General features: G+C 57.6%; 24 protein-coding genes. 8 read left to right on the top strand and 16 right to left on the bottom strand.

Annotation, left to right across the window (positions count from 1 at the left end):
- The first annotated feature begins 5 nt into the window (after window positions 1-5).
- Entirely contained in the window at window positions 6-884 is an 879-nt protein-coding gene (locus tag IM313_RS10445) for a LysR family transcriptional regulator (protein ID WP_028013145.1), read from the top strand.
- Here IM313_RS10445 and IM313_RS10440 read toward each other — a convergent pair.
- The 3 genes from IM313_RS10440 to IM313_RS10430 all read right to left on the bottom strand — a co-directional run bounded on the left by IM313_RS10440 (window position 838) and on the right by IM313_RS10430 (window position 3,020).
- A complete protein-coding gene (locus IM313_RS10440) occupies window positions 838-1,320 on the bottom strand; it encodes a GNAT family N-acetyltransferase (protein ID WP_192971063.1) in 483 nt (160 codons plus the stop codon). The two genes, IM313_RS10445 and IM313_RS10440, sit on opposite strands and share 47 nt — an antisense overlap.
- 90 nt (window positions 1,321-1,410) lie before the next feature.
- The gene (locus IM313_RS10435) at window positions 1,411-2,205 is read right to left on the bottom strand and encodes a PhzF family phenazine biosynthesis protein (RefSeq protein WP_048999560.1); all 795 of its coding nucleotides are present in this window, start codon (window positions 2,203-2,205) and stop codon (window positions 1,411-1,413) included.
- A gap of 26 nt (window positions 2,206-2,231) precedes the next feature.
- Window positions 2,232-3,020: a PhzF family phenazine biosynthesis protein gene (locus IM313_RS10430; RefSeq protein WP_045260510.1), complete on the bottom strand. Its 789-nt coding sequence runs from the start codon at window positions 3,018-3,020 to the stop codon at window positions 2,232-2,234.
- A 177-nt stretch (window positions 3,021-3,197) separates the two neighbouring features.
- On the opposite strand from IM313_RS10430, the gene IM313_RS10425 reads away from it, so the two are divergent.
- Entirely contained in the window at window positions 3,198-4,394 is a 1,197-nt protein-coding gene (locus tag IM313_RS10425; RefSeq protein ID WP_041909997.1) for a sugar transporter, read from the top strand.
- A gap of 46 nt (window positions 4,395-4,440) precedes the next feature.
- Here IM313_RS10425 and IM313_RS10420 read toward each other — a convergent pair whose 3' ends face one another.
- Window positions 4,441-5,106, bottom strand: coding sequence for a MarC family NAAT transporter (locus IM313_RS10420; RefSeq protein WP_041909999.1), 666 nt, complete (start codon window positions 5,104-5,106; stop codon window positions 4,441-4,443).
- 256 nt (window positions 5,107-5,362) lie between these two features.
- Here IM313_RS10420 and marR point away from each other — a divergent pair, with 256 nt between their 5' ends.
- The 3 genes from marR to marB are packed head-to-tail and all read left to right on the top strand — an operon-like array spanning window position 5,363 to window position 6,450.
- Entirely contained in the window at window positions 5,363-5,797 is a 435-nt protein-coding gene (gene marR / locus IM313_RS10415) for a multiple antibiotic resistance transcriptional regulator MarR (RefSeq protein ID WP_028013139.1), read from the top strand.
- Between the two features lie 20 nt (window positions 5,798-5,817).
- Window positions 5,818-6,198: an MDR efflux pump AcrAB transcriptional activator MarA gene (marA, locus tag IM313_RS10410; protein ID WP_008502237.1), complete on the top strand. Its 381-nt coding sequence runs from the start codon at window positions 5,818-5,820 to the stop codon at window positions 6,196-6,198.
- A gap of 33 nt (window positions 6,199-6,231) precedes the next feature.
- Entirely contained in the window at window positions 6,232-6,450 is a 219-nt protein-coding gene (gene marB / locus IM313_RS10405) for a multiple antibiotic resistance protein MarB (protein ID WP_028013138.1), read from the top strand.
- Window positions 6,451-6,488: 38 nt separating this feature from the next.
- On the opposite strand, the gene eamA is transcribed toward marB, so the two are convergent.
- Window positions 6,489-7,388 (bottom strand): O-acetylserine/cysteine exporter, encoded by a 900-nt coding sequence (eamA, locus tag IM313_RS10400; RefSeq protein WP_192971062.1) that lies wholly within the window; start codon window positions 7,386-7,388, stop codon window positions 6,489-6,491.
- 194 nt (window positions 7,389-7,582) lie between these two features.
- On the opposite strand from eamA, the gene ydeE reads away from it, so the two are divergent.
- Entirely contained in the window at window positions 7,583-8,776 is a 1,194-nt protein-coding gene (gene ydeE / locus IM313_RS10395) for an efflux MFS transporter YdeE (RefSeq protein ID WP_028013136.1), read from the top strand.
- A gap of 46 nt (window positions 8,777-8,822) precedes the next feature.
- Here the strand turns inward: ydeE and zinT are convergent, their stop codons facing one another.
- The 8 genes from zinT to IM313_RS10355 form a co-directional block, all read right to left on the bottom strand.
- Window positions 8,823-9,464: a metal-binding protein ZinT gene (gene zinT / locus IM313_RS10390; RefSeq protein WP_028013135.1), complete on the bottom strand. Its 642-nt coding sequence runs from the start codon at window positions 9,462-9,464 to the stop codon at window positions 8,823-8,825.
- 52 nt (window positions 9,465-9,516) lie between these two features.
- A complete protein-coding gene (gene urtE / locus IM313_RS10385) occupies window positions 9,517-10,215 on the bottom strand; it encodes an urea ABC transporter ATP-binding subunit UrtE (RefSeq protein ID WP_028013134.1) in 699 nt (232 codons plus the stop codon).
- Between the two features lie 9 nt (window positions 10,216-10,224).
- Complete coding sequence (urtD, locus tag IM313_RS10380; protein ID WP_048999557.1) at window positions 10,225-11,022, bottom strand: urea ABC transporter ATP-binding protein UrtD; 798 nt, start codon at window positions 11,020-11,022, stop codon at window positions 10,225-10,227.
- On the bottom strand, window positions 11,022-12,095 hold the full coding sequence (urtC, locus tag IM313_RS10375; RefSeq protein WP_047368539.1) for an urea ABC transporter permease subunit UrtC: 1,074 nt from the start codon (window positions 12,093-12,095) through the stop codon (window positions 11,022-11,024). The genes urtD and urtC overlap by 1 nt, the downstream gene beginning before the upstream one ends.
- The gene (urtB, locus tag IM313_RS10370) at window positions 12,095-13,669 is read right to left on the bottom strand and encodes an urea ABC transporter permease subunit UrtB (RefSeq protein ID WP_063438025.1); all 1,575 of its coding nucleotides are present in this window, start codon (window positions 13,667-13,669) and stop codon (window positions 12,095-12,097) included. Before urtB ends, urtC begins: the two co-directional genes overlap by 1 nt.
- Before the next feature lie 24 nt (window positions 13,670-13,693).
- Window positions 13,694-14,965, bottom strand: coding sequence for an urea ABC transporter substrate-binding protein (gene urtA / locus IM313_RS10365; RefSeq protein WP_028013130.1), 1,272 nt, complete (start codon window positions 14,963-14,965; stop codon window positions 13,694-13,696).
- A 202-nt stretch (window positions 14,966-15,167) separates the two neighbouring features.
- Window positions 15,168-16,271: a cobalamin-independent methionine synthase II family protein gene (locus tag IM313_RS10360; RefSeq protein WP_041910011.1), complete on the bottom strand. Its 1,104-nt coding sequence runs from the start codon at window positions 16,269-16,271 to the stop codon at window positions 15,168-15,170.
- A gap of 156 nt (window positions 16,272-16,427) precedes the next feature.
- The gene (locus IM313_RS10355) at window positions 16,428-16,841 is read right to left on the bottom strand and encodes a rhodanese-like domain-containing protein (protein WP_047365183.1); all 414 of its coding nucleotides are present in this window, start codon (window positions 16,839-16,841) and stop codon (window positions 16,428-16,430) included.
- 73 nt (window positions 16,842-16,914) lie between these two features.
- Here IM313_RS10355 and ftrA point away from each other — a divergent pair, with 73 nt between their 5' ends.
- Window positions 16,915-17,922 carry a transcriptional regulator FtrA gene (gene ftrA, locus IM313_RS10350; RefSeq protein WP_192971061.1) on the top strand — a complete coding sequence of 336 codons (1,008 nt, stop codon included), beginning with the start codon at window positions 16,915-16,917 and terminating at the stop codon, window positions 17,920-17,922.
- 155 nt (window positions 17,923-18,077) lie between these two features.
- Here ftrA and IM313_RS10345 read toward each other — a convergent pair whose 3' ends face one another.
- Window positions 18,078-18,440, bottom strand: a complete 363-nt coding sequence (locus tag IM313_RS10345; RefSeq protein ID WP_045260501.1) for a hypothetical protein — start codon at window positions 18,438-18,440, stop codon at window positions 18,078-18,080.
- Between the two features lie 246 nt (window positions 18,441-18,686).
- Here IM313_RS10345 and IM313_RS10340 point away from each other — a divergent pair, with 246 nt between their 5' ends.
- Window positions 18,687-18,917, top strand: coding sequence for a DUF2554 family protein (locus IM313_RS10340; RefSeq protein ID WP_047368536.1), 231 nt, complete (start codon window positions 18,687-18,689; stop codon window positions 18,915-18,917).
- On the opposite strand, the gene IM313_RS10335 is transcribed toward IM313_RS10340, so the two are convergent.
- Entirely contained in the window at window positions 18,918-20,882 is a 1,965-nt protein-coding gene (locus IM313_RS10335) for a U32 family peptidase (RefSeq protein ID WP_192971060.1), read from the bottom strand.
- Between the two features lie 80 nt (window positions 20,883-20,962).
- Window positions 20,963-21,490 (bottom strand): helix-turn-helix domain-containing protein, encoded by a 528-nt coding sequence (locus tag IM313_RS10330; RefSeq protein ID WP_192971059.1) that lies wholly within the window; start codon window positions 21,488-21,490, stop codon window positions 20,963-20,965.
- Window positions 21,491-21,574: the final 84 nt, after the last annotated feature.

Below are 21,574 nucleotides of genomic sequence, written 5' to 3'. Positions count from 1 at the left end.
ATGCTATGGACTTAACCCAGCTTGAAATGTTTAACGCCGTCGCGCTGACGGGCAGCATCACCCAGGCGGCGCAGAAGGTGCATCGCGTTCCTTCGAATCTGACGACCCGCATCCGCCAGCTGGAGGCCGATCTTGGCGTGGAGCTGTTTATTCGTGAGAACCAGCGTTTACGCTTATCTCCCGCCGGTCATAACTTCCTGCGCTACAGCAGGCAGATCCTGGCGCTGGTGGATGAAGCGCGCATGGTCGTCGCGGGCGATGAGCCGCAGGGGCTGTTTGCCCTCGGCGCGCTGGAGAGCACCGCCGCCGTGCGCATCCCTGAGACGCTGGCGCAGTTTAACCAGCGCTATCCGCGCATCCAGTTTGCCCTTTCTACCGGGCCGTCCGGGACGATGATTGATGGCGTACTGGAGGGAACCCTGAGCGCCGCCTTTGTCGACGGGCCGCTGTCGCACCCGGAGCTGGAGGGGATGCCGGTCTACCGGGAAGAGATGATGCTGGTCACCCCTGCCGGGCAGACAGAGGTAACGCGCGCTGCGCAGGTGAGCGGCAGTGATGTTTATGCCTTTCGCGCAAACTGCTCGTATCGCCGACACCTGGAGAGCTGGTTTCATGCAGACAGAGCCGCGCCGGGACGCATTCATGAGATGGAGTCCTATCACGGCATGCTCGCCTGCGTCATCGCGGGCGCGGGCATCGCGCTGATGCCGCGCTCAATGCTGGAAAGTATGCCGGGCCACCATCAGGTTGAAGCCTGGCCGCTGGCGGAAAACTGGCGCTGGCTCACTACCTGGCTGGTGTGGCGACGCGGGGCGATGACCCGCCAGCTGGAAGCGTTTATAGCGCTGCTAAACGAACGTCTTCAACCAGCGCCTTCTCCATAAACAGGCTGAGCGGATCGTCCACATACGGGGCAAACGCCGGACGCCGATCGTAGCCGCTTCGTTCATAAAGACGAATCGCGGCATGCTGTTTGATGCCCGTTTCCAGCCGTACGGTATGGCAGTGACGGCTCAGGGCCTCATCTTCCAGCGCGGCCAGCAGCTTCTCAGCCAGATGTTGCCCGCGATGGGCCGGATCGATATAAACCCGCTTCATCTCCCCCGTTCCGTCGCCGTTGAGCACGATAGCTCCACAGCCAACGGCCTGAAGCTGCGGGTCGCGGACGATCATCAGGATAAGGGATGTCGCGGGCAGTTCTGAAAGATCGAGCAGATGGTTGCTTTCGGCGGGATAAAGTTCGCTCTGATAACGGTCGAGGGCCGCAATCAGCCTAAGAATGTCCGGGTGACGTGCAGATTCAGAGGTAATGAAATACATGGCAGGCTCCTTGCTTTATTTGTGAAACTCAATGTCAACATAGCGCAGGCCTGCCAGGCTACTTCATAGTATTAACTTATCGCGCAGCCGCTAGCGTAAAAAGATCCGCCCTTTCAGGTACAGGGTGGCCTGACCGGCAATGAGTACGCGGTCGCCCTTCAGCTCGCAGCGAAGATCCCCGCCGCGGTACGACACCTGGCGGGCGTTGAGAGACGTCTTACCCAGCCTTTCACTCCAGTAGGGGATCAGCATGCTGTGCGTGGACCCGGTAACCGGATCTTCCGGCACCCCTTCGCCCGGGCAGAAAAAGCGGCTGACGAAGTCATATTCCCCTTCGCCCGGCGCGGTTACGCAGACCATTTTGCCCAGCGGAACCATCGCGCCAATATCCGGCATTAATGCCTCCACCTGCTGCTGGCTCTCCAGCACCACGAGGTAGTCTCGCCCGACGCGCACCTCTTTTGCCGCCGGGATGCCCAGCGCGCTAAACAGTGCAGGCGGTGGGTTATCGACGACCTCCGTGGACCATGCGGGGAAATTCAGCGTCAGCCAGTCGCCGCTGCGTTTGACCGTCAGCTCCCCCACGAAGCGCGTGGTAAAGTGGATTTCCGTATGCGGATAGTCCAGATACTCAAAAATGACGTGTGATGCCGCGAGGGTCGCATGGCCGCAGAGGTTAATTTCATGCAGCGTGGTGAACCAGCGCAGTTCAAATCCGCCGTCGGTTCGCACAAAAAACGCGGTCTCCGACTGGTTATGCTGCTGTGCCATTTTGAGAAGCGTCTCGTCCGGCAGCCACTCTTCCAGAGGACATACCGCTGCCGCGTTGCCGCCAAAGGTTTTGTCGCTGAAGGCATCCACCAGATAAAAATCAATTTCCCGCATTGTCTCTTCCTCTTTTGTTATCAGTTTTAGCGCAGATACACAGTGCCTTTCAGGTAGCACGACGCCTGACCGCTCATCAATACGCGCTCCCCTTTCAGCTCGCAGCGCACATCCCCGCCGCGCGCCGAAACCTGACGGGCAAACATTGCCGTTTTCCCCAGCTTTTCGCTCCAGTAGGGGATCAGCATCGTGTGCGCGGATCCGGTCACCGGATCTTCCGGAACGGCAACGCCCGGTGAGAAGAAGCGGCTGACAAAGTCATATTCCCCTTCACCCGGTGCCGTCACGCTCACTTTATGCTCGCCCGGCGTCATCGCCGAAAAGCGCGGCGCAAGTGCTTCAACCTGCCGGGGATTTTCCAGCACAATCACCCAGGCGCGGCCTTTACGGGCTTCAACGTAATGGCGGATACCGAGCGCCGCGAGCATCTCTGGCGGCGGCGTCTCTTCTCGGGTCGGACACGCCGGGAAGTCCAGCGTCATCCACTCTCCCTCCCGGCTGACCGTCAGTCGGCCAGAGGCGGTATCAAAGTGGATCCGCGAGTCGGGGTAATCGAGTTCATTAAACAGAACGTACGCGGCGGCCAGGGTGGCGTGACCGCAGAGATTGACTTCAGTGAGCGTGGTAAACCAGCGTAGCTCAATGCCGCCCTTAGTGCAGACGAAAAATGCGGTTTCCGACTGATTATGCTGCTGCGCCATTTTCAGTAACGTTTCATCCGGCAGCCATTCGTTCAGCGGGCAAACCGCTGCCGGATTGCCGCCGAACGAGGTATTGCTGAACGCATCTACCAGATAAAAATCAATCTCCTGCATTGTCTTACCGCCTGTCTGTGCTGTGTTGTACTTTTATATTCAATGAAAACAACGCCCCCGGCTACCGCTTTCATAAGGTAAATATTGAGATCTGCGTCACATAATGGTTGAGTTTTCGCCGTATGACGTTTTAAGATCGCCTTCTCATCTTTCCAGCAACGAATCTCCGACATCCCTATGACAACGAACACAGTTTCCCGCAGGGTCGCGTGGCTACGCGTGGTCACGCTGGCCATTGCCGCATTTATTTTTAACACCACAGAATTTGTTCCGGTTGGGCTGTTGTCTGACATAGCAGAAAGCTTCCAGATGGAAACGGCGCAGGTGGGGATTATGTTAACTATCTACGCCTGGGTGGTGGCGCTGATGTCTTTGCCGTTTATGTTGCTGACCAGCCAGATGGAGCGGCGCAGGCTGTTGATCGGCCTGTTTGCCCTGTTCATTGCCAGCCATGTCCTGTCGTTTATGGCGTGGAATTTTACGGTGCTGGTCATTAGCCGCATCGGCATTGCCTTTGCCCACGCGGTGTTCTGGTCGATCACCGCGTCGCTGGCTATTCGGCTCGCGCCGGCGGGTAAACGCGCCCAGGCCTTGAGCCTGATTGCCACCGGTACCGCGCTGGCGATGGTGCTGGGGCTGCCCATTGGCCGCATCGTGGGACAGTACTTCGGCTGGCGTACCACCTTCTTTGCCATCGGCATGGGCGCGCTGGTGACGCTGGTGTGTCTGATTAAGCTGCTGCCCGCGCTGCCAAGCGAACACTCCGGCTCGCTGAAAAGCCTGCCGCTGCTGATGCGTCGCCCGGCGCTGCTGAGTATCTACCTGCTTACCGTTATCGTGGTCACCGCGCACTACACGGCGTACAGCTACATTGAACCGTTTGTGCAGGTGGTCGCGGGCTTTAGCGCAAACTTTGCCACCCTCTTACTGCTCATTCTCGGCGGCGCGGGCATTATTGGCAGCGTGCTGTTTGGTAAACTGGGTAACCAGCATGCCTCCTTGCTGGTGAGCAGCGCCATCGGCCTGCTGCTGGCGTGCCTGGTGCTGCTGCTGCCTGCGTCAGGCAGCGAAAGCCAGCTGGCGATCCTGAGCCTGTTCTGGGGCGTGGCGATCATGATTATTGGTCTCGGCATGCAGGTGAAAGTCCTGGCCCTGGCACCGGATGCCACGGACGTGGCGATGTCGCTGTTCTCGGGGATATTCAATCTGGGGATTGGCGCGGGGGCGCTGGTGGGCAATCAGATTAGCCTGCACGTATCGATGTCGGCGATTGGCTATCTGGGGGCGATTCCGGCGCTCGTCGCGCTCGTCTGGTCGGTACTCATCTTCCGCAAGTGGCCGGTGGCGCTGGAGGAACAGGGGCAGCACGGGTGAGGTGCGTTTGTGCCGGGCAAGGCGTAGCCGCCACCCGGCAATGACATCAGTGGTAGGTCTTAATAATCTCCAGCACGCCGTTAATAATAAACTGCACGCCCATACAGACCAGTAAGAAGCCCATCAGACGGGAAATCGCCTCGATACCGCCCTTGCCCACCCAGCGCATGATCGCACCGGAACTGCGCAGAGACGCCCACACGATAACCCCAATAAGCGCAAAAATTAGCGGTGGCGCAACGGTGAGTACCCAGTCCGGGAAGGTAGAGCTGTCGCGCACCGTCGATGCAGAACTGATGATCATCGCGATGGTACCCGGCCCGGCCGTACTCGGCATGGCCAGCGGTACAAAAGCAATATTCGCGCTCGGTTCGGACTCCAGCTCTTCAGATTTGCTGGTTGCCTCCGGAGACTCGTGCGCTTTCTGCGCCGGGAACAGCATGCGGAAGCCGATAAAGGCCACAATCAGCCCGCCCGCTATACGCAGCCCGGGAATTGAAATCCCGAAGGTGTTCATCACCAGCTGCCCGGCGTAGTAGGCCACCATCATAATGGCAAACACATACACCGAAGCCATCATCGACTGATGGTTGCGCTCGGCGCTGTTCATATTCCCTGCCAGCCCCAGGAACAGCGCCACCGTCGTTAACGGGTTAGCTAACGGCAGCAGTACCACCAGCCCGAGACCAATTGCTTTAATCAAATCCAACATAGTGCGTCGTTGTCCTTATCCATATTTAACATCGCGATTATAGGGTGAAAGTGTGACGTTCAGCCATCGGCGCAACGTAACGATAGTTTTCCTTTGGGAACGATACCCGTTTGTTATCTTCCTGATTTGAAAGGTTGCAAAAATCGTTCATGAAACGTTTTAGCAATTCGTGGCATCGGCTGATTCATTCAGTTGACTTATACTTGCCTGAGCAATAATATCTGCCGTGATTAAACTACTTGCCAGGGCAACCATTGTGAAAAGCACCAGTGATATCTTTAACGACGTTGTTCCGCTGGGTCGTCTTATTCATATGGTTAACCAGAAAAAAGATCGCCTGCTCAATGACTACCTGTCACCGCTGGATATCACCGCAACACAGTTCAAAGTGCTGTGTTCCATTCGCTGCGAAGTGTGTATCACGCCGGTTGAGCTGAAAAAGGTGCTCTCTGTCGATCTGGGTGCGTTAACCCGCATGCTCGATCGTCTCGTCTGCAAAGGATGGGTAGAACGAAGCCCTAACCCGAATGACAAACGCGGCGTACTGGTCAGGCTCACCAGCGATGGTGCGGCTATGTGCGAGCAATGTCATCAATTAGTAGGACAAACACTGCATCAGGAACTAACAAAAAACTTAACGGCAGATGAAGTGGCTACCCTTGAGCTTTTGCTGAAGAAAATACTGCCGTAAACAGAAAAAGAGGTATGACGATGTCCAGACGCAATACTGACGCTATCACTATTCATAGCATTTTGGACTGGATCGAAGATAACCTGGAATCGCCGCTCTCCCTTGAAAAAGTGTCTGAGCGTTCAGGTTACTCCAAATGGCACCTGCAACGGATGTTCAAAAAAGAGACCGGTCATTCATTAGGTCAATATATTCGCAGCCGCAAGCTGACGGAAATTGCCCAGAAACTGAAAGAAAGCAATGAACCGATCCTTTATCTGGCGGAGCGTTACGGATTTGAATCACAGCAAACCCTCACGCGTACGTTCAAGAACTATTTTGACGTGCCGCCTCATAAGTACCGAATCACCAGCGTGCCGGGTGAATCCCGTTATCTGTATCCGTTAAAACACTGTAGTTAATCATCGCCTGTAAAAGACGTAACCGAGGAAAAAATGAAAGTTACCGCCTCCGCCGCCCTCGCCTTGCTGGTGCTGTTTTCCAGCCAGACCTTCGCGGAGCAAACCCCAGGTGCAACGCAGCAAAATAATCATGACACGATGATTTTGCCGTCAGCACATGACCAGTCGCCTTATGATTTCAACCACATGGGTGCTGGTAGCGACAAATCCGACGAATTAGGCGTGCCTTATTATAATCAGCACGGCCTCTGATTCGTTTTTGCCCCGCAGCCGCGGGGCTTTTTTACGCCCTATCCCCTTACCCGCGCCGCCCGGCGAACCCGCAGGCCAAACACGTTGATGTATAGCCCGGCCATGATCAGCACGGCACCGAGCAGCTGCAGCGCGCTCAGCGTTTCATCCAGCAGTATCGCCGCACTGGCAAGCCCCACTACCGGAACCAGCAAAGACAGCGGCGCGACGCGCCAGGTCTCATAGCGCCCCAGCAGCGAACCCCAGATCCCGTAGCCCACGATGGTGGCGACAAACGCCAGATAGATAAGAGAAAAGATCGTGGTCAGATCGATCTCGACCAGGCTGTTCAGCATCACCTCCGGACCATCCAGAATAAACGACGCCACCAGAAACGGGATTATCGGGATCAATGCGCTCCAGACCACCAGAGACATCACCTGAGGCCTCGCCTCGTGCTGCATAATCAGCTTGTTGAAAATATTGCCGCACGCCCAGCTCAGCCCCGCCGCCAGCGTGAGCATAAACCCGAGCAGCGCCACATCCTGACCGTTCAGGCTGGCTTCAATCAGCACCAGCACGCCAAATACCGCCAGCGTTATCCCCGCCAGCTGCTTGCCCTGCAGACGTTCGCCAAACACAAATGCGCCGAGAATAATGGTAAAGAACGCCTGCGCCTGTAACACCAGCGAGGCCAGACCGGCCGGCATGCCGAACTTGATGGCGCAGAAGAGAAACGCGAACTGGCCAAAGCTGATGGTCAGACCGTAGCCCAGCAGCAGTTTTAACGGGATTTTCGGACGGGCGACGAAAAAGAGCGCCGGGAACGCCACCAGCATAAAACGCAAACCGGCCAGCATCAGCGGGGGCATGTTGTGCAATCCCAGCTTAATGACCACAAAATTGAGTCCCCATACCACGACCACCAGCAACGCCAGCAGTCCGTCTTTACGCGTCATATCCTGCCCCTGAATTATTAATAATTTGTTAACACTTCAAGGTAACAGAAAAAAGTGTGCCGCGAGAAGATCATTATTTCTGGCAGGCAGCTGAAGCACTTAGGGATAAATCGGGTGCTATACAAGCCCCTTATGTCATGGTAATCCTGTTAACACTCGTCTAAAAAAAGCATAAGCAACCGTCGGGAAGGAATATGAAACCATCTCTCAGGCGCTCAACCGCAGCGCTGCTGGCATCGTCATTGTTATTAACCATCGGTCGGGGGGCAACGCTGCCGTTCATGACCATTTATCTCACGCGCGTGTTTAATATGAGCGTCGAGAATATTGGTTATGCCCTGACGATTGCGCTGACCGTTGGCGTGGTGTTCAGCCTGGGATTTGGCATTCTGGCCGATAAGTTTGATAAAAAACGCTATATGCTGATCGCGATCGTGGCTTTTATCGCCGGTTTTGTCGCGATTCCGCTGGTGGATAACGTCACCCTGGTAGTGCTGTTCTTTTCCCTGATTAACTGCGCCTATTCCGTCTTTTCGACGGTGCTGAAAGCCTGGTTCTCGGACGTGCTGACCTCCAGCCAGAAAGCGCGCGTCTTCTCGCTCAACTACAGCTTTCTGAACATTGGCTGGACGATTGGGCCGCCGATTGGCACCCTGCTGGTGATGTACAGCCTGCAGCTGCCGTTCTGGCTGGCGGCCTTCTGCGCCGCGCTGCCGCTCGGGTTTATTCATTTCTTCGTGCAAAAAAGCGTCGCGCTGGATACCGCCGAGGAGAAGATGCCCTGGCAGCCGTCGGTGCTGCTGAAAGATCGCGCCCTGTTCTGGTTCACCCTCTCCGGCCTGCTCGCGTCTTACGTGGGCGGATCGTTCGCCAGCTGCATTTCGCAATACGTACTGGCCGCCAATGCCGACAGCGATTTTGCCCAGAAGGTGGTCGCCGTGGTGCTGCCCGTTAACGCCGCCGTGGTGGTGACGCTGCAGTACGCGCTGGGGCGGAAGATCTCCGCCAGCAATATTCGGCCTTTAATGACCGCCGCAACGCTGTTTTTTATCCTGGGTCTGGGAGGCTTTATGCTCTCCGGGGAGAACCTGATTTACTGGGGCATCGCCGCCGCCATCTTTACGCTGGGTGAGATTATCTACGCACCGGGTGAATACATGCTGATCGACAACATCGCCCCGCCGGGGATGAAGGCGAGCTATTTTTCCGCGCAGGCGCTGGGCTGGCTCGGCGCGGCGGCAAACCCGATGATCACCGGCATTATCCTGACCAACCTGCCGCACTGGTCGCTGTTTGCAATCATGATGGTTGCCATCGTCGTTGCCTGGCTGATGATTTTGCGGGGAATGAGCGTGAAGGCGTGGAACGAATCCCCCAAAGCGGCGTAAAAAATAGTGGCCGGGTAAGGCGAAGCCGCCCCCCGGCAATAACGCATCAGTGGTGCAGCATCTCCTCGACAACCTGCTCTTTATACATCTCGTTTGGATAATAGGTCGGCCAGTTGTCCATCTCTTTCAGCAGCGCCTCGTGGGAGGTATTGCCCATAAAAATATGGAAGTGCGATGAGGCTTTCGGCCCGATGATATGGTCGCTGAACTGCACGAACTTCGGCGCCTTGCTGTCCGCATCCTTACACTCAAACAGATAGCGAACGCCTTTTTTGCCCGATGCGTAGGTCAGAATTTTGTAGCCACTGTAGTCATACTGACAGCTGCTGACCGCCTTGCCTCTGTGGAATTCCATTACGTTATTTTCAATGCCGATGGCATCCACGTCCGTGGCATATCCCTTGCGGTAATACGCTTTCACCTCGTCAAAGGTTTTGCTTTTATCCTTCTGCGCTTTCTGTTTGAAGACCGGATCCAGCGAACCGTCCAGCAGGAACGGATACACCGACTGCCAGGTTCCGTCCCAGTCGGACAGCGTTCTGTCCTTCACGTCTTTATCCTCAAACACGCCGTTCGCCGCCTTCTGTTCCGCTTCGGTCATCTGATGGCCGTGCGAGTGAGCAAACAGCTGGCCGCTGACCAGCAGCGCCCCCAGAGTCATGGCAAATTTTCCAATATGTGCAGCCAAAGTAACGCCCTCATTCCGTTTTATAAGAATGAGGATGTTATAATATAACATTTCAAATCGCAACCAGGCCGCGAACGCCCTCCTGCTCCATATTTTCGCCCCTCCCGCGCTGAATGATAGTGCCGCGGGACATCAGGAGATAGCTGTCGGCCAGCTCGGCGGCAAAGTCGTAAAACTGCTCGACGAGCAGGATTGCCATATCGCCTCTGTTTGCCAGGGTGCGGATCACCTGGCCAATCTCTTTGATGACGGAAGGCTGTATGCCTTCCGTCGGTTCGTCCAGAATCAGCAGCTGCGGACGGCTCGCCAGCGCGCGACCAATCGCCAGCTGCTGCTGCTGCCCGCCGGAGAGATCGCCCCCGCGGCGGTGCTTCATCTCTTTGAGAACCGGAAACAGCTGCCAGATCTCGTCAGGAACCTGCTTTGCCTCGCGGGCGGAAAAACGCGACAGCCCAAGCAAAAGGTTCTCTTCCACGGTCAGGCGCGGGAAAATCTCGCGCCCCTGCGGGACATACGCCACGCCGGACTGCACCCGCTGGTGCGGCCTGCTGTGGGTGATCGTTTTACCCTGCCAGATGACCTCCCCGGTTTTCGCCGGGATCAGCCCCATCAGGCATTTCAGCAGCGTGGTTTTCCCGACGCCGTTGCGCCCCAGCAGACAGGTGACTTCACCGGGAGCGGCTTCGAAGCTCACGCCGCGCAGGATATGGCTGCCGCCGTAGTACTGATTCAGTTCGTTAACCTGTAACATCATCGCTCCTTAGCGGCCCAGATAGACCTCAATCACCTGCTCGTTGGCCTGCACCTCGCGAAGCGAGCCTTCCGCCAGCACGCGCCCCTGATGCAGCACCGTGACGTGGTCGGCAATCGTTTCAACAAAGCCCATGTCGTGCTCCACCACCATCAGCGAATGCTTGCCCGCCAGGGTTTTGAACAGCTCGGCGGTGTATTCCGTTTCCGCATCGGTCATCCCGGCGGCGGGTTCATCCAGCAGCAGCAGGTGCGGGTCCTGCACCAGCAGCATGCCGATCTCCAGGAACTGTTTCTGCCCGTGCGAAAGCAGCCCGGCGCGACGGCCCCGCTCGCTGCCAAGGCGCAGAAGAACCAGCATCTCGTCAATGCGGTCCCGCTGCTCGCCGCTGAGTTTTGCCCGCAGGCTCGCCCAGACGGATTTATCGGTTTTCATGGCGATCTCAAGGTTCTCCCACACCGTCAGCGCTTCAAAGACCGTGGGTTTCTGGAATTTTCGGCCAATCCCCTGGCGAGCAATGGCCGCAGGCTCCAGCCCGGTCAGGTCGATGGACTGGTCGTAAATCGCTCTCCCGCTTTTGGGTCGGGTTTTGCCGGTGATCACGTCCATCAGCGTGGTTTTACCCGCCCCGTTGGGGCCAATCACGCAGCGCAACTCGCCCACGCCGATATTCAGGGAGAGATCGGTCAGCGCCTGGAAGCCGTCGAAACTGACGTTAATGGCCTCAAGCTGAAGCACCGGGTCAGTCTGGTCCCGGTAGCGATCGCCGGGCAACTGGCGGGTAAATAACTCTTCCGTTGGCTGCATTATTTCTCTCCCTTACGCAACAGACCGTAGACGCCGCGCGGCAGGAACAGCGTGACGGCGATAAAAATCAGCCCCAGAAACAGCTGCCAGTACTCCGGCATGGCAACGGTAAAGAAGCTTTTCGCCCCGTTCACCAGCGCCGCGCCAATCACCGGCCCCACCAGGGTGCCGCGCCCGCCCAGCGCCACCCAGATGGCGGCTTCTATCGAGTTGGTCGGCGACATTTCACCGGGGTTAATGATGCCCACCTGCGGAACGTACAGCGCCCCCGCCAGGCCGCACAGCACGGCGGAGAGCGTCCACACCAGTAGCTTGAACCCGCGCGGATCGTACCCGCAGAACGTCAGGCGGTTTTCCGCGTCGCGCACGGCGGTCAGGATGCGGCCAAACTTGCTCTTCGCCAGCGCAAATCCGGTGCCCAACGCCAGAAGCAGCAACAGCACCGTCGCCAGGAACAGCGCGATGCGGGTTGCCGTTTCCGTCACCGAAAACCCGAGCAGCGTGGTGAAGCCGGTAAAGCCGTTATTGCCGCCAAAGCCGGTTTCGTTGCGAAAGAACAGCAGCATGCCCGCGTAGGTCAGCGCCTGGGTCATAATCGAGAAGTAAACCCCTTTGATCTTCGAGCGGAAGGCAAACCAGCCAAACACCAGCGCCAGCAAACCCGGCACCATCACGATCAGCACCAGCGCCCAGGCAAAGTGCTGGGTGCCCCACCAGAACCACGGCAGCTCGCTCCAGGAGAGAAACGACATAAACGCGGGCAGGCCGTCGCCTGACGCCTGGCGCATCAGGTACATGCCCATCGCATAGCCGCCCAGGGCGAAGAAGATGCCGTGTCCAAGAGAGAGCATACCGGCGTAGCCCCACACCAGATCCAGCGCCACCGCAACGATGGCATAGCAGAGGATCTTGCCGATGAGCGTCAGCATCCAGGTCGACAGCGCCAGCGGATGCGTCGCGGGCAGCAAGGCGAAAAACGGTAAAATCAGCAAACACGCCACCAGCAGGCTGCCTGCAATCTGTGTCGTTCGCGGCGCTTTACGCGCCAGCGTTAAGGTCAGCGGCTGGCTCATCAGTCAATCACCCTCCCTTTTAGCGCAAACAGCCCCTGAGGGCGCTTCTGGATAAACAGGACGATCGCCACCAGAATCACGATCTTGCCCAGCACCGCCCCCATCTGCGGCTCAAGGATTTTATTGAAAATGCCCAGCCCGAACGCGGCGGCCACGCTGCCTGCCAGCTGGCCTACGCCACCGAGAACGACTACGAGGAACGAGTCGATGATGTACCCCTGACCAAGCTCCGGCCCGACGTTACCAAGCTGGGATAACGCCACGCCGCCTAACCCGGCGATCCCTGAGCCCAGCCCAAACGCCAGCATATCGACGCGCCCGGTCGGTACCCCGCAGCAGGCGGCCATGCTGCGGTTTTGCGTCACCGCGCGCACGTTCAGACCAAGACGGGTTTTATTCAGAATCAGCCAGGTGAAGAACAGCACCAGCAGCACGAAGCCCAGCACCACAATGCGGTTCCACGGCAGGGTCAGGTTTGCAAAAACCTGCACCCCGCCGGAAAGCCATGCCGGGTTTGCCACCTCCAGGTTCTGGGCACCAAAGGTCATGCGCACCAGCTGGATGAGCATCAGGCTGATCCCCCAGGTCGCCAGCAGCGTTTCCAGCGGACGACCGTACAGGTGACGGATCACGGTGCGCTCCAGCACCATTCCAATGCCCGCAGTCAGGCAGAATGCCACCGGCAAGGCGATAACGGGATAGAGCGCCAGCCACTGAGGGGCAAGCCCGGCCATTGCCTGCTGCACCATCCACGTGGCGTACGCCCCCAGCATCAGCATCTCGCCGTGGGCCATGTTAATGACGCCCAGCAGGCCGTAGGTGATCGCGAGCCCCAGCGCGGCCAGCAGCAACACCGACCCCAGAGAAAGCCCCATAAACGCCTGGCCCAGCAGATCGCCCCACATCAGGCGATGCGTAATCTGGCTAAGGCTCTCTTCTGCGGCCGCGCGCACGCCGGCATCCGGCTCGGTCTGCGCCTGGGTAAACGGCGTGAGTCTGGACTGTACGTCCGGATCGTCTGACTGGCCAAGCAGTTCGACGGCCCTGCGGCGCACCTCCGGCTGCGGGCTCGCCAGCTGGAGATTCGCTACCGCCAGCAGCAGCGCCTGCCGCGCCACGGCATCTGTCTCCTCGCGAACGCGTTTTTCCAGAAAAGCGAGCATGTCGGGCTGAGCATCCCGCTGCAGCTGCCGGGCTGCCGCCCGCCTTTCGGTGACACTGTCACTAACAAGCTGATGCGTGGCAATGGCCGTTGCAGCCAGCACGCGCAGCCGGTTTGTCAGGCGTACAGCTTTGGTTTGCCCTACTGCCGCACGCGCCTCACCGAGCGAAACCATTTCGCCATTACGCTTCGCAAAGGCGTGCTTTTGGCTGTCGGTATACAGGTTTTCCTTTTGCAGGGACTGAAGCAGCGGAAGCCTGGCGGCATCCGGCGCGGCGGCCCACTGCGTGAGGAGCTCCGCCTGCTGGCCGCGGCTGGCGGCAACAAAACGATCGGCATCCGATGCCTGCGCCATCCCTGGCAGCAGTCCGGAAAGCCATACAAGAGCGATGAACATGCGCATGGCGTTCATGACGTATCTCCCTGAGGCAATGGCCTAGTTGCTGGCGGTTTTCATCGGCTGGTCGGGCTTTTTGTCATTCCCGGCGATGAACGGACTCCACGGCTGGGCGCGTACCGGCTGTTCCGTCTGCCAGACCACGTTGAACTGGCCGTTGCCTTCAATTTCACCGATCATGACCGGCTTATGCAGATGATGATTGGTAGCATCCATGGTGAGCGTAAAGCCAGACGGCGCCTTAAATGACTGACCGGCCATCGCCGCGCGCACCTTATCCACGTCGGTGGTGCCCGCTTTTTCCACCGCCTGTGCCCACATATGGATCCCCACGTAAGTCGCTTCCATCGGGTCGTTGGTCACCACGGTATCGGCATTCGGCAGCTTGTGCGCCTTCGCATAGGCTTTGTAATCCGCGACGAACGCCTGGTTGGTTGGATTATCCACGGACTCAAAGTAGTTCCACGCCGCCAGGTTACCCACCAGCGGTTTGGTGTCGATTCCGCGTAGCTCTTCTTCGCCGACGGAGAATGCCACCACCGGCACGTCGGTGGCCTTCAGCCCCTGGTTAGCCAGCTCTTTGTAGAACGGCACGTTGGAGTCGCCGTTGATGGTCGACACCACGGCGGTTTTGCCGCCGGCGGAGAATTTCTTGATGCTGGCGACGATGGTCTGGTAGTCGCTGTGACCAAACGGGGTGTAAACCTCTTCGATGTCCTTATCCTCGACACCTTTCGAATGCAGGAACGCGCGCAGGATCTTGTTGGTGGTGCGCGGGTAAACGTAGTCGGTACCCAGCAGGAAGAAGCGCTTCGCCCCGCCGCCGTCCTCGCTCATCAGGTATTCCACCGCCGGGATGGCCTGCTGGTTCGGCGCCGCGCCGGTATAGAAGACGTTTGGCGACATCTCTTCGCCTTCATACTGCACCGGATAGAACAGCAGGCCGTTCAGCTCCTCAAACACCGGCAGCACGGATTTGCGCGAAACCGACGTCCAGCAGCCGAACACCACCGCCACTTTATCCTGGCTCAGCAGCTGGCGAGCCTTCTCGGCAAACAGCGGCCAGTTTGAGGCCGGATCCACCACCACCGGCTCCAGTTTCTTACCCAGCACGCCGCCTTTGGCGTTGATCTCGTCGATGGTCATCAGGGCGACGTCCTTCAGCGGGGTTTCGGAGATGGCCATCGTGCCGGACAGAGAGTGCATGATCCCCACTTTGATGGTGTCGGCCGCCTGCACGCCAAAACTCATTCCCATCGCCACGACGGACGCGGATAACGCAAAGGCTTTTAATAAGGTACGACGCTGCATATTTTCACTCCTGAAAAAGAACGCTGTGCGAAAACGTCCGTTACGGCATGGACGCGGAAATAAAGGTGTCAGCGAAGCAGGAGCAAAAAGGATGCCAGAATGGAGGAAGCGTTATTGCAGGAGACAGACGGCAGGATGTAAAGAGAACGACTCAGAATGGCACAGCGCTGCACTTTTATAATGCAGCGCTGAGGAAGCGGTTTTACCAGACTTCGCTGGCGATCTGCGTCACCAGACGGACCTTATCCCACTGCTGGGACTCACTCAGGCTGTTGCCCTCTTCGGTGGAGGCAAAACCGCACTGCGGGCTGAGGCAGATTTGCTCTTTCGCCACGTATTTCGCCGCCTCTTCCAGACGGGCCTTCACGCCTTCCGGGTTCTCCAGCTCACCGTTTTTCGTGGTGATCAGGCCCAGCACCACCTGCTGCTTGCCCGGGCGAACGAAGCGCAGCGGCGCGAAATCCCCGCTGCGGTCGTTATCGTATTCCAGGAAGAATGCGTCAACGTTGACCGTCCCGAACAGCACTTCCGCCACCGGCTCGTAGCCGCCTTCGGAAATCCAGGTTGAACGGAAGTTACCGCGGCAGACGTGCAGCCCGATGGTCAGATCCTCCGGCTTGCCTTCCAGGGCCTTGTTCAGCACGCGGGCATAGATTTGCGCCAGCTCATCGGCATCGTCGCCGCGCTCGCGGATCTGACGGCGCTGGTCGTCCGAGCAGAGGTAGGCCCAGACGGTGTCGTCCAACTGCAGATAACGGCAGCCCGCGTCGTAGAATGCGCGTATCGCGTCGCGCCAGGTGGTTGCCAGATCGTCGAAATAGTCGTTCAGATCCGGGTACACCGTCGCGTCGATGTCTTTGCGCCCGCCGCGGAAATGGAGCACGCTTGGGCTGGGAATGGTCATCTTCGGCTGGGCATTGCCGCTGATGCTTTTCAGATAGCGGAAGTCTTCCAGCATCGGGTGGTCGCCAAAGCCCAGCTTGCCGGTCACGCGCACGCCGTGGGCTTTGGTTTGTACTCCGTTGAACTGAATCCCCTGCTGTGAATCGTAACGCTCAACCCCCTGAAGACCGTCGAAGAAATCGAAGTGCCACCAGGCACGGCGAAATTCACCGTCGGTCACCACATGCAGGCCGCACGCGCACTGCTGCTCGACGACGTGGCGAATAGCCTCGTCCTCCACCGCGCGAAGCTGTCCGGCATCAATCTCGCCGCTGGCGAACTTCAGGCGAGCCTGCTTGATGGCATCCGGGCGTAAAAAGCTGCCGACTACGTCGGCGCGGTATGGGGCGTGCTGTCGTTGCATGGAAATCTCCTCAGTCTGCCGGTATTAATTGCCCGCAGTGATAATTCATTATTTGAACCTTTAGACTTCTGGATGTCTAAATGTCCAAAAAAGATGTCATACCTTACCGTTTCCGGCAAACGAGAAAATTTCATGGGGGTTGAAAAAAATTCATCTTCACAGCGCGTCAGCGTGCGCCTGGCTGGCAAAGGCGTAGCGTTCATCTTCCCAGCCGGTGATGCCGCCGAGCATGATTTTGACCGGCAGCCCGAGACGCGCCAGCTTCAGCGCCGCCCTGTCCGCGCCGTTACAGTGTGGCCCCGCACAGTAGACGACAAACAGCGTCCCTTCCGGCCATTGAGACATCCGCTCAGCGGTCATCTGGCTCCAGGGCATATGCAGTGCGCCCGGCACATGGCGGCGGGCAAACTGCTCCGGGCTCCCCACCACGTGCAGCAGCACGAAGTCCTGCTCATTATTGGCGATGGCGTGATGCACGTCGGCGCAGTCGGTTTCGACGCTCAGGCGACGCAGAAAATGGGTAACGGCTTCCTGCGGCTCGGCAGCCGGAAATTCAGTAACATAGCTCATGATCCTTCCTCATCTTTGGCGTTTGTGTTAACACTACTCTATCCACAAATTCAGCCCGTGAATGCGCTCGCTTATGCCAGAAAACAGCAAAAAGATGACAAACTTAAGACAGATTACCCGCCCGCAGGTGGTGGTGCTGGCGTATGACGGGCTATGTACCTTTGAGTTTGGCGTGGCGGTTGAGATTTTTGGCCTGCCGCGTCCGGAGCTGGGCGACGACTGGTATCGTTTTGCGGTGGCGAGCGTGGATAGCGGAGAACTGCGGGCGACCGGCGGGATCCGCATCGTTACCGATGGGGACTTGAGCCTGCTTGCGTCGGCGGACCTGATCGTGGTTCCCGGCTGGCGGGGGCTGGACTCACCGGTTCCTCCGGCGCTCTGCGAGGCGCTGCGCCAGGCCAGCGCGCGCGGATGTCAGCTGCTGTCCATCTGCTCGGGCGTGTTCGTACTGGCCGCTACGGGGCTGCTGAACGGACGTAAAGCCACGACGCACTGGCGCTACATTGACGCGCTTAAGGTCCGCTACCCTGACATCGAGGTGATTGAGGATGTGCTCTACCAGGACGAGGGCGATATCCTGACCTCCGCGGGCAGCGCGGCGGGGATCGATCTCTGCCTTCATGTTGTACGAAGGGATTATGGGCTGGAAACCGCCAACAGCGTGGCGCGTCGGCTGGTGATCCCCCCTCACCGGGATGGTTCACAGCCGCAGCAGTTGAGCCGCCCGGTGGCGCAGCTGCGGGAAAGCCAGCGCCTGGGCCAGCTGTTTGATTTTCTGCACACGCATCTTACCGAGCCGCACAGCGTCGACTCGCTGGCGCGTCGGGTCGGCATGAGCCAGCGCACCTTTCTTCGTCGCTTCGAGGCGGCAACGGGCACGACGCCCGCACGCTGGCTGCTTAATGAACGCCTGCTGAGAGCAAAAGATTATCTGGAGAGCAGCCGTTTAAGCATCGACAGCATCGCGGAACAGACCGGGTTTGGTCAGGCGTCGACGCTGCGTCATCATTTTCGTCAGCAGTTTGCGCTTTCCCCGGCGCAGTATCGCAAACAATTTTCACGTTCTGATACTGCCCGCTAGCGGCAAAAGCGCAAAAAAAACCGCCATTATCTGGCGGTAAATGCTTGCATGGATAGATTTGTATTTTGGTCTCTACGTCCCCGACGCTCCATGGTCGGGCAGCGGATCTCATACAAACTAACACTGGCTGTCTCAACGAAAGCTAAACAGCCTGATTAACTCGCGCTGGTGTTGATTTGCAAATAGCGCATCAGGCCCTGCTCAGCGCTCTGCCTGGCATCATCGTTAAGGGCCTCGAGATAAAACGATCGCGATACGCCATAGGGAGCCTTTTCAGAGGGATATACCGCAAACTGGAATGTTTTTCCCCGTGCCGGATGGGTGCAGTCTAATTCCCAGCGCTGTTCATTTACTCTTTTACTAGTGCAGGCTACGCGTCCATAGTCGCTGGTTAAATAGGAACCAACGCGAATTTCAGCGGACTGAATATATTCTGGTTCGTCATTACCTGCATAACGAATCGCTGCAACGGCACCTACCGCAACAGCCAGAAGCGAAAACGCTATTATTTTTTTCATTTATGAATGACCCATTCCTTAGCCAGAGATTCACTATTATATAGGATTTATCCTTAAAGCGAACATCCAACTATGGACCAGAAATAGGAGGTTTACAAAAACGCACATATATTTTAAGAAAAATCCTAATCGGTATTATGAACCCACGTTATTTGACATTTTCTTTGCGCTATTTTGAAATTTTGAATAATAACCCTAAACAATAATTGGCATGATTAACCCGCGCTGTTCTTATTCGGTGAATTTATGTTCAAAAAAGGGCTATCTTTTATCATGCTTATTTGTGCCCTCTTTTCCGGCCAGCTGATGGCCGGGCACAAAGGGCATGAATATGTTTGGGTAAAGAATGTGGAACATCAGCTGCGGCATGAGGCCGACAGTGACGAGTTACGCAGTGTAGCGGAAGAGTCAGCGGAGGGTTTGCGCGAACACCACCTGTGGCAGAAATCGCGCAAACCGGACACGCACGTAAGGTAATTAACTGCCCTTGCGTTTCGGAAGGGTTTTCATCAGATCGTCCGGGCTCACGGACGCAACGATACTGCCCGGCGGTGGCATTTTGAAAATGTGGTTTTTCATTTTGCCGATAACATGCATTTCACAAGGACGGCAGTCAAACTTCAGGGTCAGGACTTCGTCACCGTTGACCAGCTGCATGGGGGTGGCCTTCCAGCTTTTAATATTCCCTTTCGCCTGTTTCGGGCACAGGTTAAAAGCAAAGCGCAGGCAGTGCTTGGTGATCATCACCGGCACATCGCCCTTCTCTTCGTGCGCTTCATAGGCCGCGTCGATAAGCTGCACGCCGTGGCGATGATAAAATTCACGCGCTTTATGGTTGTAAACGTTGGCCAGAAACGATAAATGGGTGTCCGGATACACAGGCGCAGGAACGGATTCGGCCTTACGGCTGCCGCGCGGGTACTGCGCCAGGCGTGCGGCATCCAGCATCTCTGCCGTTTCGCGGCGGAACTGGTTCAGCAGGCTGTTCGGCACGAACAGCGCGTCCGGCAGATTAACCTCGATGGCGCGCGCGTAGTAAATCGTCTGGCCCAGCTTCGCTACGCCGTCCTTCAGGCTGTTAAGCGCTTTCTCCGCGTTGTTTGCCACCTCGAACAGGCCATCAAGGGTATGCGTTACGCTGATGCCGTCTTCGCAGGTCATGGTCAGGATCAGCTGCTCTTCCCAGCCGCCCAGCTCAATGTCCACCACGATGCGACGCTCGCTGGAGGTTTTCAGCAATGCCTGCTGCCAGTTATGATCCAGGTTACGGTTGAGCGGCGCGTTCGGCCTTGCCTTGTAGAGATCGGCAGGCATTTCATTCGGCCAGACGCGGTAGCGGTTCTCGCCGGTTTTTTCGACCGTGTTGGCGCGGAAGCCCACCACTTCACGCTTAATCATCACGTTCAGGCCGTCGCCGTTCGCCAGCGGCTCGGTCACTTCAACGTCCAGGTGATCTTTCGCCACTTTCAGCACCTCGCCGACCGGTAAACCGATAAACTTCGGTGAGTCAAACGCGCCAATATCCCCTTTGCGGGCGTTCACGAAATAGTCCGTGCTGCCGCGGTGGAAAGTTTTGTCCGTTGACGGAATAAAGAAATGTTCGGTACGACCGGCCGAGGCGCGCGCCAGGTCACCGCGATCTTCGATGATGGCGTCCAGCATCTGGCGATAGTGCGCGGTGATGTTCTTCACGTAGCTCATATCTTTGTAGCGCCCTTCAATCTTGAAGGAACGCACGCCCGCGTCGATCAGCGCGCCCAGGTTGGCGGTCTGATCGTTATCCTTCATGGAAAGCAGGTGTTTTTCGAACGCCACCACGCGACCCTGGTCGTCTTTCAGGGTATACGGCAGACGGCAGGCCTGCGAGCAGTCGCCGCGGTTGGCGCTGCGGCCCGTCTGCGCGTGGGAGATGTTGCACTGGCCGGAATAGGCCACGCACAGCGCGCCGTGGATAAAGAATTCGATCGTCGCGTCCGTCGCCTGGTGAATATCGCGGATCTGATTGAGGTTCAGCTCGCGGGCCAGAACGATCTGCGAAAAGCCCACGTCGGAGAGAAACTTCGCCTTCTCAACCGTGCGGATATCGCACTGGGTGCTGGCATGCAGTTCGATAGGCGGAATATCCAGCTCAAGCACGCCCATATCCTGAACAATCAGGGCATCGACGCCGGTCTGGTAAAGATCGGTAATCAGACGCTGCGCGGGCTCCAGCTCATCATCATGAAGAATGGTGTTCAGGGTCACGAACACTTTCGCCCCGAAACGGTGGGCGAACGGCACCAGATCGGCAATATCGCGCAGGCTGTTGCTGGCGTTATGGCGGGCACCGAAGCCAGGGCCGCCGATATAGACGGCGTCAGCGCCATGAAGGATCGCTTCACGGGCAATGGCGGCGTCGCGGGCCGGGCTTAAAAGTTCAAGATGATGGGATTGCAGGCGCATACTTCGTCGTTATCCGTTATGGTCAAAATGGCGGCTATTGTAGTCAGAAGTCTGCGCCAGCGAAACAGTTTTGCGTAGCCTCAGCGGGGATAATGGATCAGAGAGTGAAAATGCACCGGCCGGTCGCTGCTGTTGCGGTAGGCGTGCGGTTTATCACCGGCAAAACGGACGCCAGAATCGGCATGAACCGTCTGCCACTCGTCGTTGATGTTCATCTCCAGCTCGCCGCTGATGACCACCACATGTTCAATCACGCCTGCCTCATGCGGCGTGGACTCGCTCAGGGCACCCGGTGCCAGCGTGATGGAAAAATGATCGAACCGGAGCGTCTCATCCCAGGGAAAGAGCGGTTTGACCACCATCGCCTGCTGCTGTGAATCAAACACAGCCGGCCTGTCCGCCTCGGGCGTAATGAAAGCGGAAAACGGGACGTTCAGCCCGGTGGCAATTTTCCACAGCGTCGACACCGTCGGGCTGGACTCATTGCGCTCGATTTGCCCGAGCATCGCTTTCGACACGCCCGTTTCGTCCGCCAGCTTCGACAAACTCCAGCCGCGCGCCTGGCGCAGCGTTTTCAGCTTTGCTGCAAGATGTTGTGTAATGTCCATGCTCCCTCCTGATGGCCCTGAGCATACCACTTGTACGCTATAGCGCACAGTGTTACCTTATCGCGGACGTTATAACGCACAGCG

The sequence above is a fragment of the Enterobacter cloacae complex sp. P2B genome (assembly GCF_014895985.1).
In the GTDB taxonomy this organism is placed as follows: Bacteria; Pseudomonadota; Gammaproteobacteria; order Enterobacterales; family Enterobacteriaceae; genus Enterobacter; species Enterobacter bugandensis.
The sequence above is the reverse complement of the archived record's forward strand: the minus strand, read 5'-3'. Positions and strand labels throughout refer to the sequence as shown.

Bases quoted from the DNA above. Each gene is read 5' to 3' on its own strand.
- IM313_RS10340 (WP_047368536.1), top strand. From the start codon at position 18,687: ATGTTCAAAAAAGGGCTATCTTTTATCATGCTTATTTGTGCCCTCTTT.
- urtC (WP_047368539.1), bottom strand. From the start codon at position 12,095: ATGAGCCAGCCGCTGACCTTAACGCTGGCGCGTAAAGCGCCGCGAACG.
- marA (WP_008502237.1), top strand. From the start codon at position 5,818: ATGTCCAGACGCAATACTGACGCTATCACTATTCATAGCATTTTGGAC.
- IM313_RS10335 (WP_192971060.1), bottom strand. From the start codon at position 20,882: ATGCGCCTGCAATCCCATCATCTTGAACTTTTAAGCCCGGCCCGCGAC.
- urtA (WP_028013130.1), bottom strand. From the start codon at position 14,965: ATGCAGCGTCGTACCTTATTAAAAGCCTTTGCGTTATCCGCGTCCGTC.
- IM313_RS10355 (WP_047365183.1), bottom strand. From the start codon at position 16,841: ATGAGCTATGTTACTGAATTTCCGGCTGCCGAGCCGCAGGAAGCCGTT.
- urtD (WP_048999557.1), bottom strand. From the start codon at position 11,022: ATGCAGCCAACGGAAGAGTTATTTACCCGCCAGTTGCCCGGCGATCGC.
- urtE (WP_028013134.1), bottom strand. From the start codon at position 10,215: ATGTTACAGGTTAACGAACTGAATCAGTACTACGGCGGCAGCCATATC.
- IM313_RS10440 (WP_192971063.1), bottom strand. From the start codon at position 1,320: ATGTATTTCATTACCTCTGAATCTGCACGTCACCCGGACATTCTTAGG.
- IM313_RS10425 (WP_041909997.1), top strand. From the start codon at position 3,198: ATGACAACGAACACAGTTTCCCGCAGGGTCGCGTGGCTACGCGTGGTC.
- IM313_RS10445 (WP_028013145.1), top strand. From the start codon at position 6: ATGGACTTAACCCAGCTTGAAATGTTTAACGCCGTCGCGCTGACGGGC.
- IM313_RS10360 (WP_041910011.1), bottom strand. From the start codon at position 16,271: ATGCAACGACAGCACGCCCCATACCGCGCCGACGTAGTCGGCAGCTTT.
- marB (WP_028013138.1), top strand. From the start codon at position 6,232: ATGAAAGTTACCGCCTCCGCCGCCCTCGCCTTGCTGGTGCTGTTTTCC.
- IM313_RS10330 (WP_192971059.1), bottom strand. From the start codon at position 21,490: ATGGACATTACACAACATCTTGCAGCAAAGCTGAAAACGCTGCGCCAG.
- IM313_RS10420 (WP_041909999.1), bottom strand. From the start codon at position 5,106: ATGTTGGATTTGATTAAAGCAATTGGTCTCGGGCTGGTGGTACTGCTG.
- ydeE (WP_028013136.1), top strand. From the start codon at position 7,583: ATGAAACCATCTCTCAGGCGCTCAACCGCAGCGCTGCTGGCATCGTCA.
- IM313_RS10435 (WP_048999560.1), bottom strand. From the start codon at position 2,205: ATGCGGGAAATTGATTTTTATCTGGTGGATGCCTTCAGCGACAAAACC.
- IM313_RS10345 (WP_045260501.1), bottom strand. From the start codon at position 18,440: ATGAAAAAAATAATAGCGTTTTCGCTTCTGGCTGTTGCGGTAGGTGCC.
- IM313_RS10430 (WP_045260510.1), bottom strand. From the start codon at position 3,020: ATGCAGGAGATTGATTTTTATCTGGTAGATGCGTTCAGCAATACCTCG.
- urtB (WP_063438025.1), bottom strand. From the start codon at position 13,669: ATGAACGCCATGCGCATGTTCATCGCTCTTGTATGGCTTTCCGGACTG.
- eamA (WP_192971062.1), bottom strand. From the start codon at position 7,388: ATGACGCGTAAAGACGGACTGCTGGCGTTGCTGGTGGTCGTGGTATGG.
- ftrA (WP_192971061.1), top strand. From the start codon at position 16,915: ATGCCAGAAAACAGCAAAAAGATGACAAACTTAAGACAGATTACCCGC.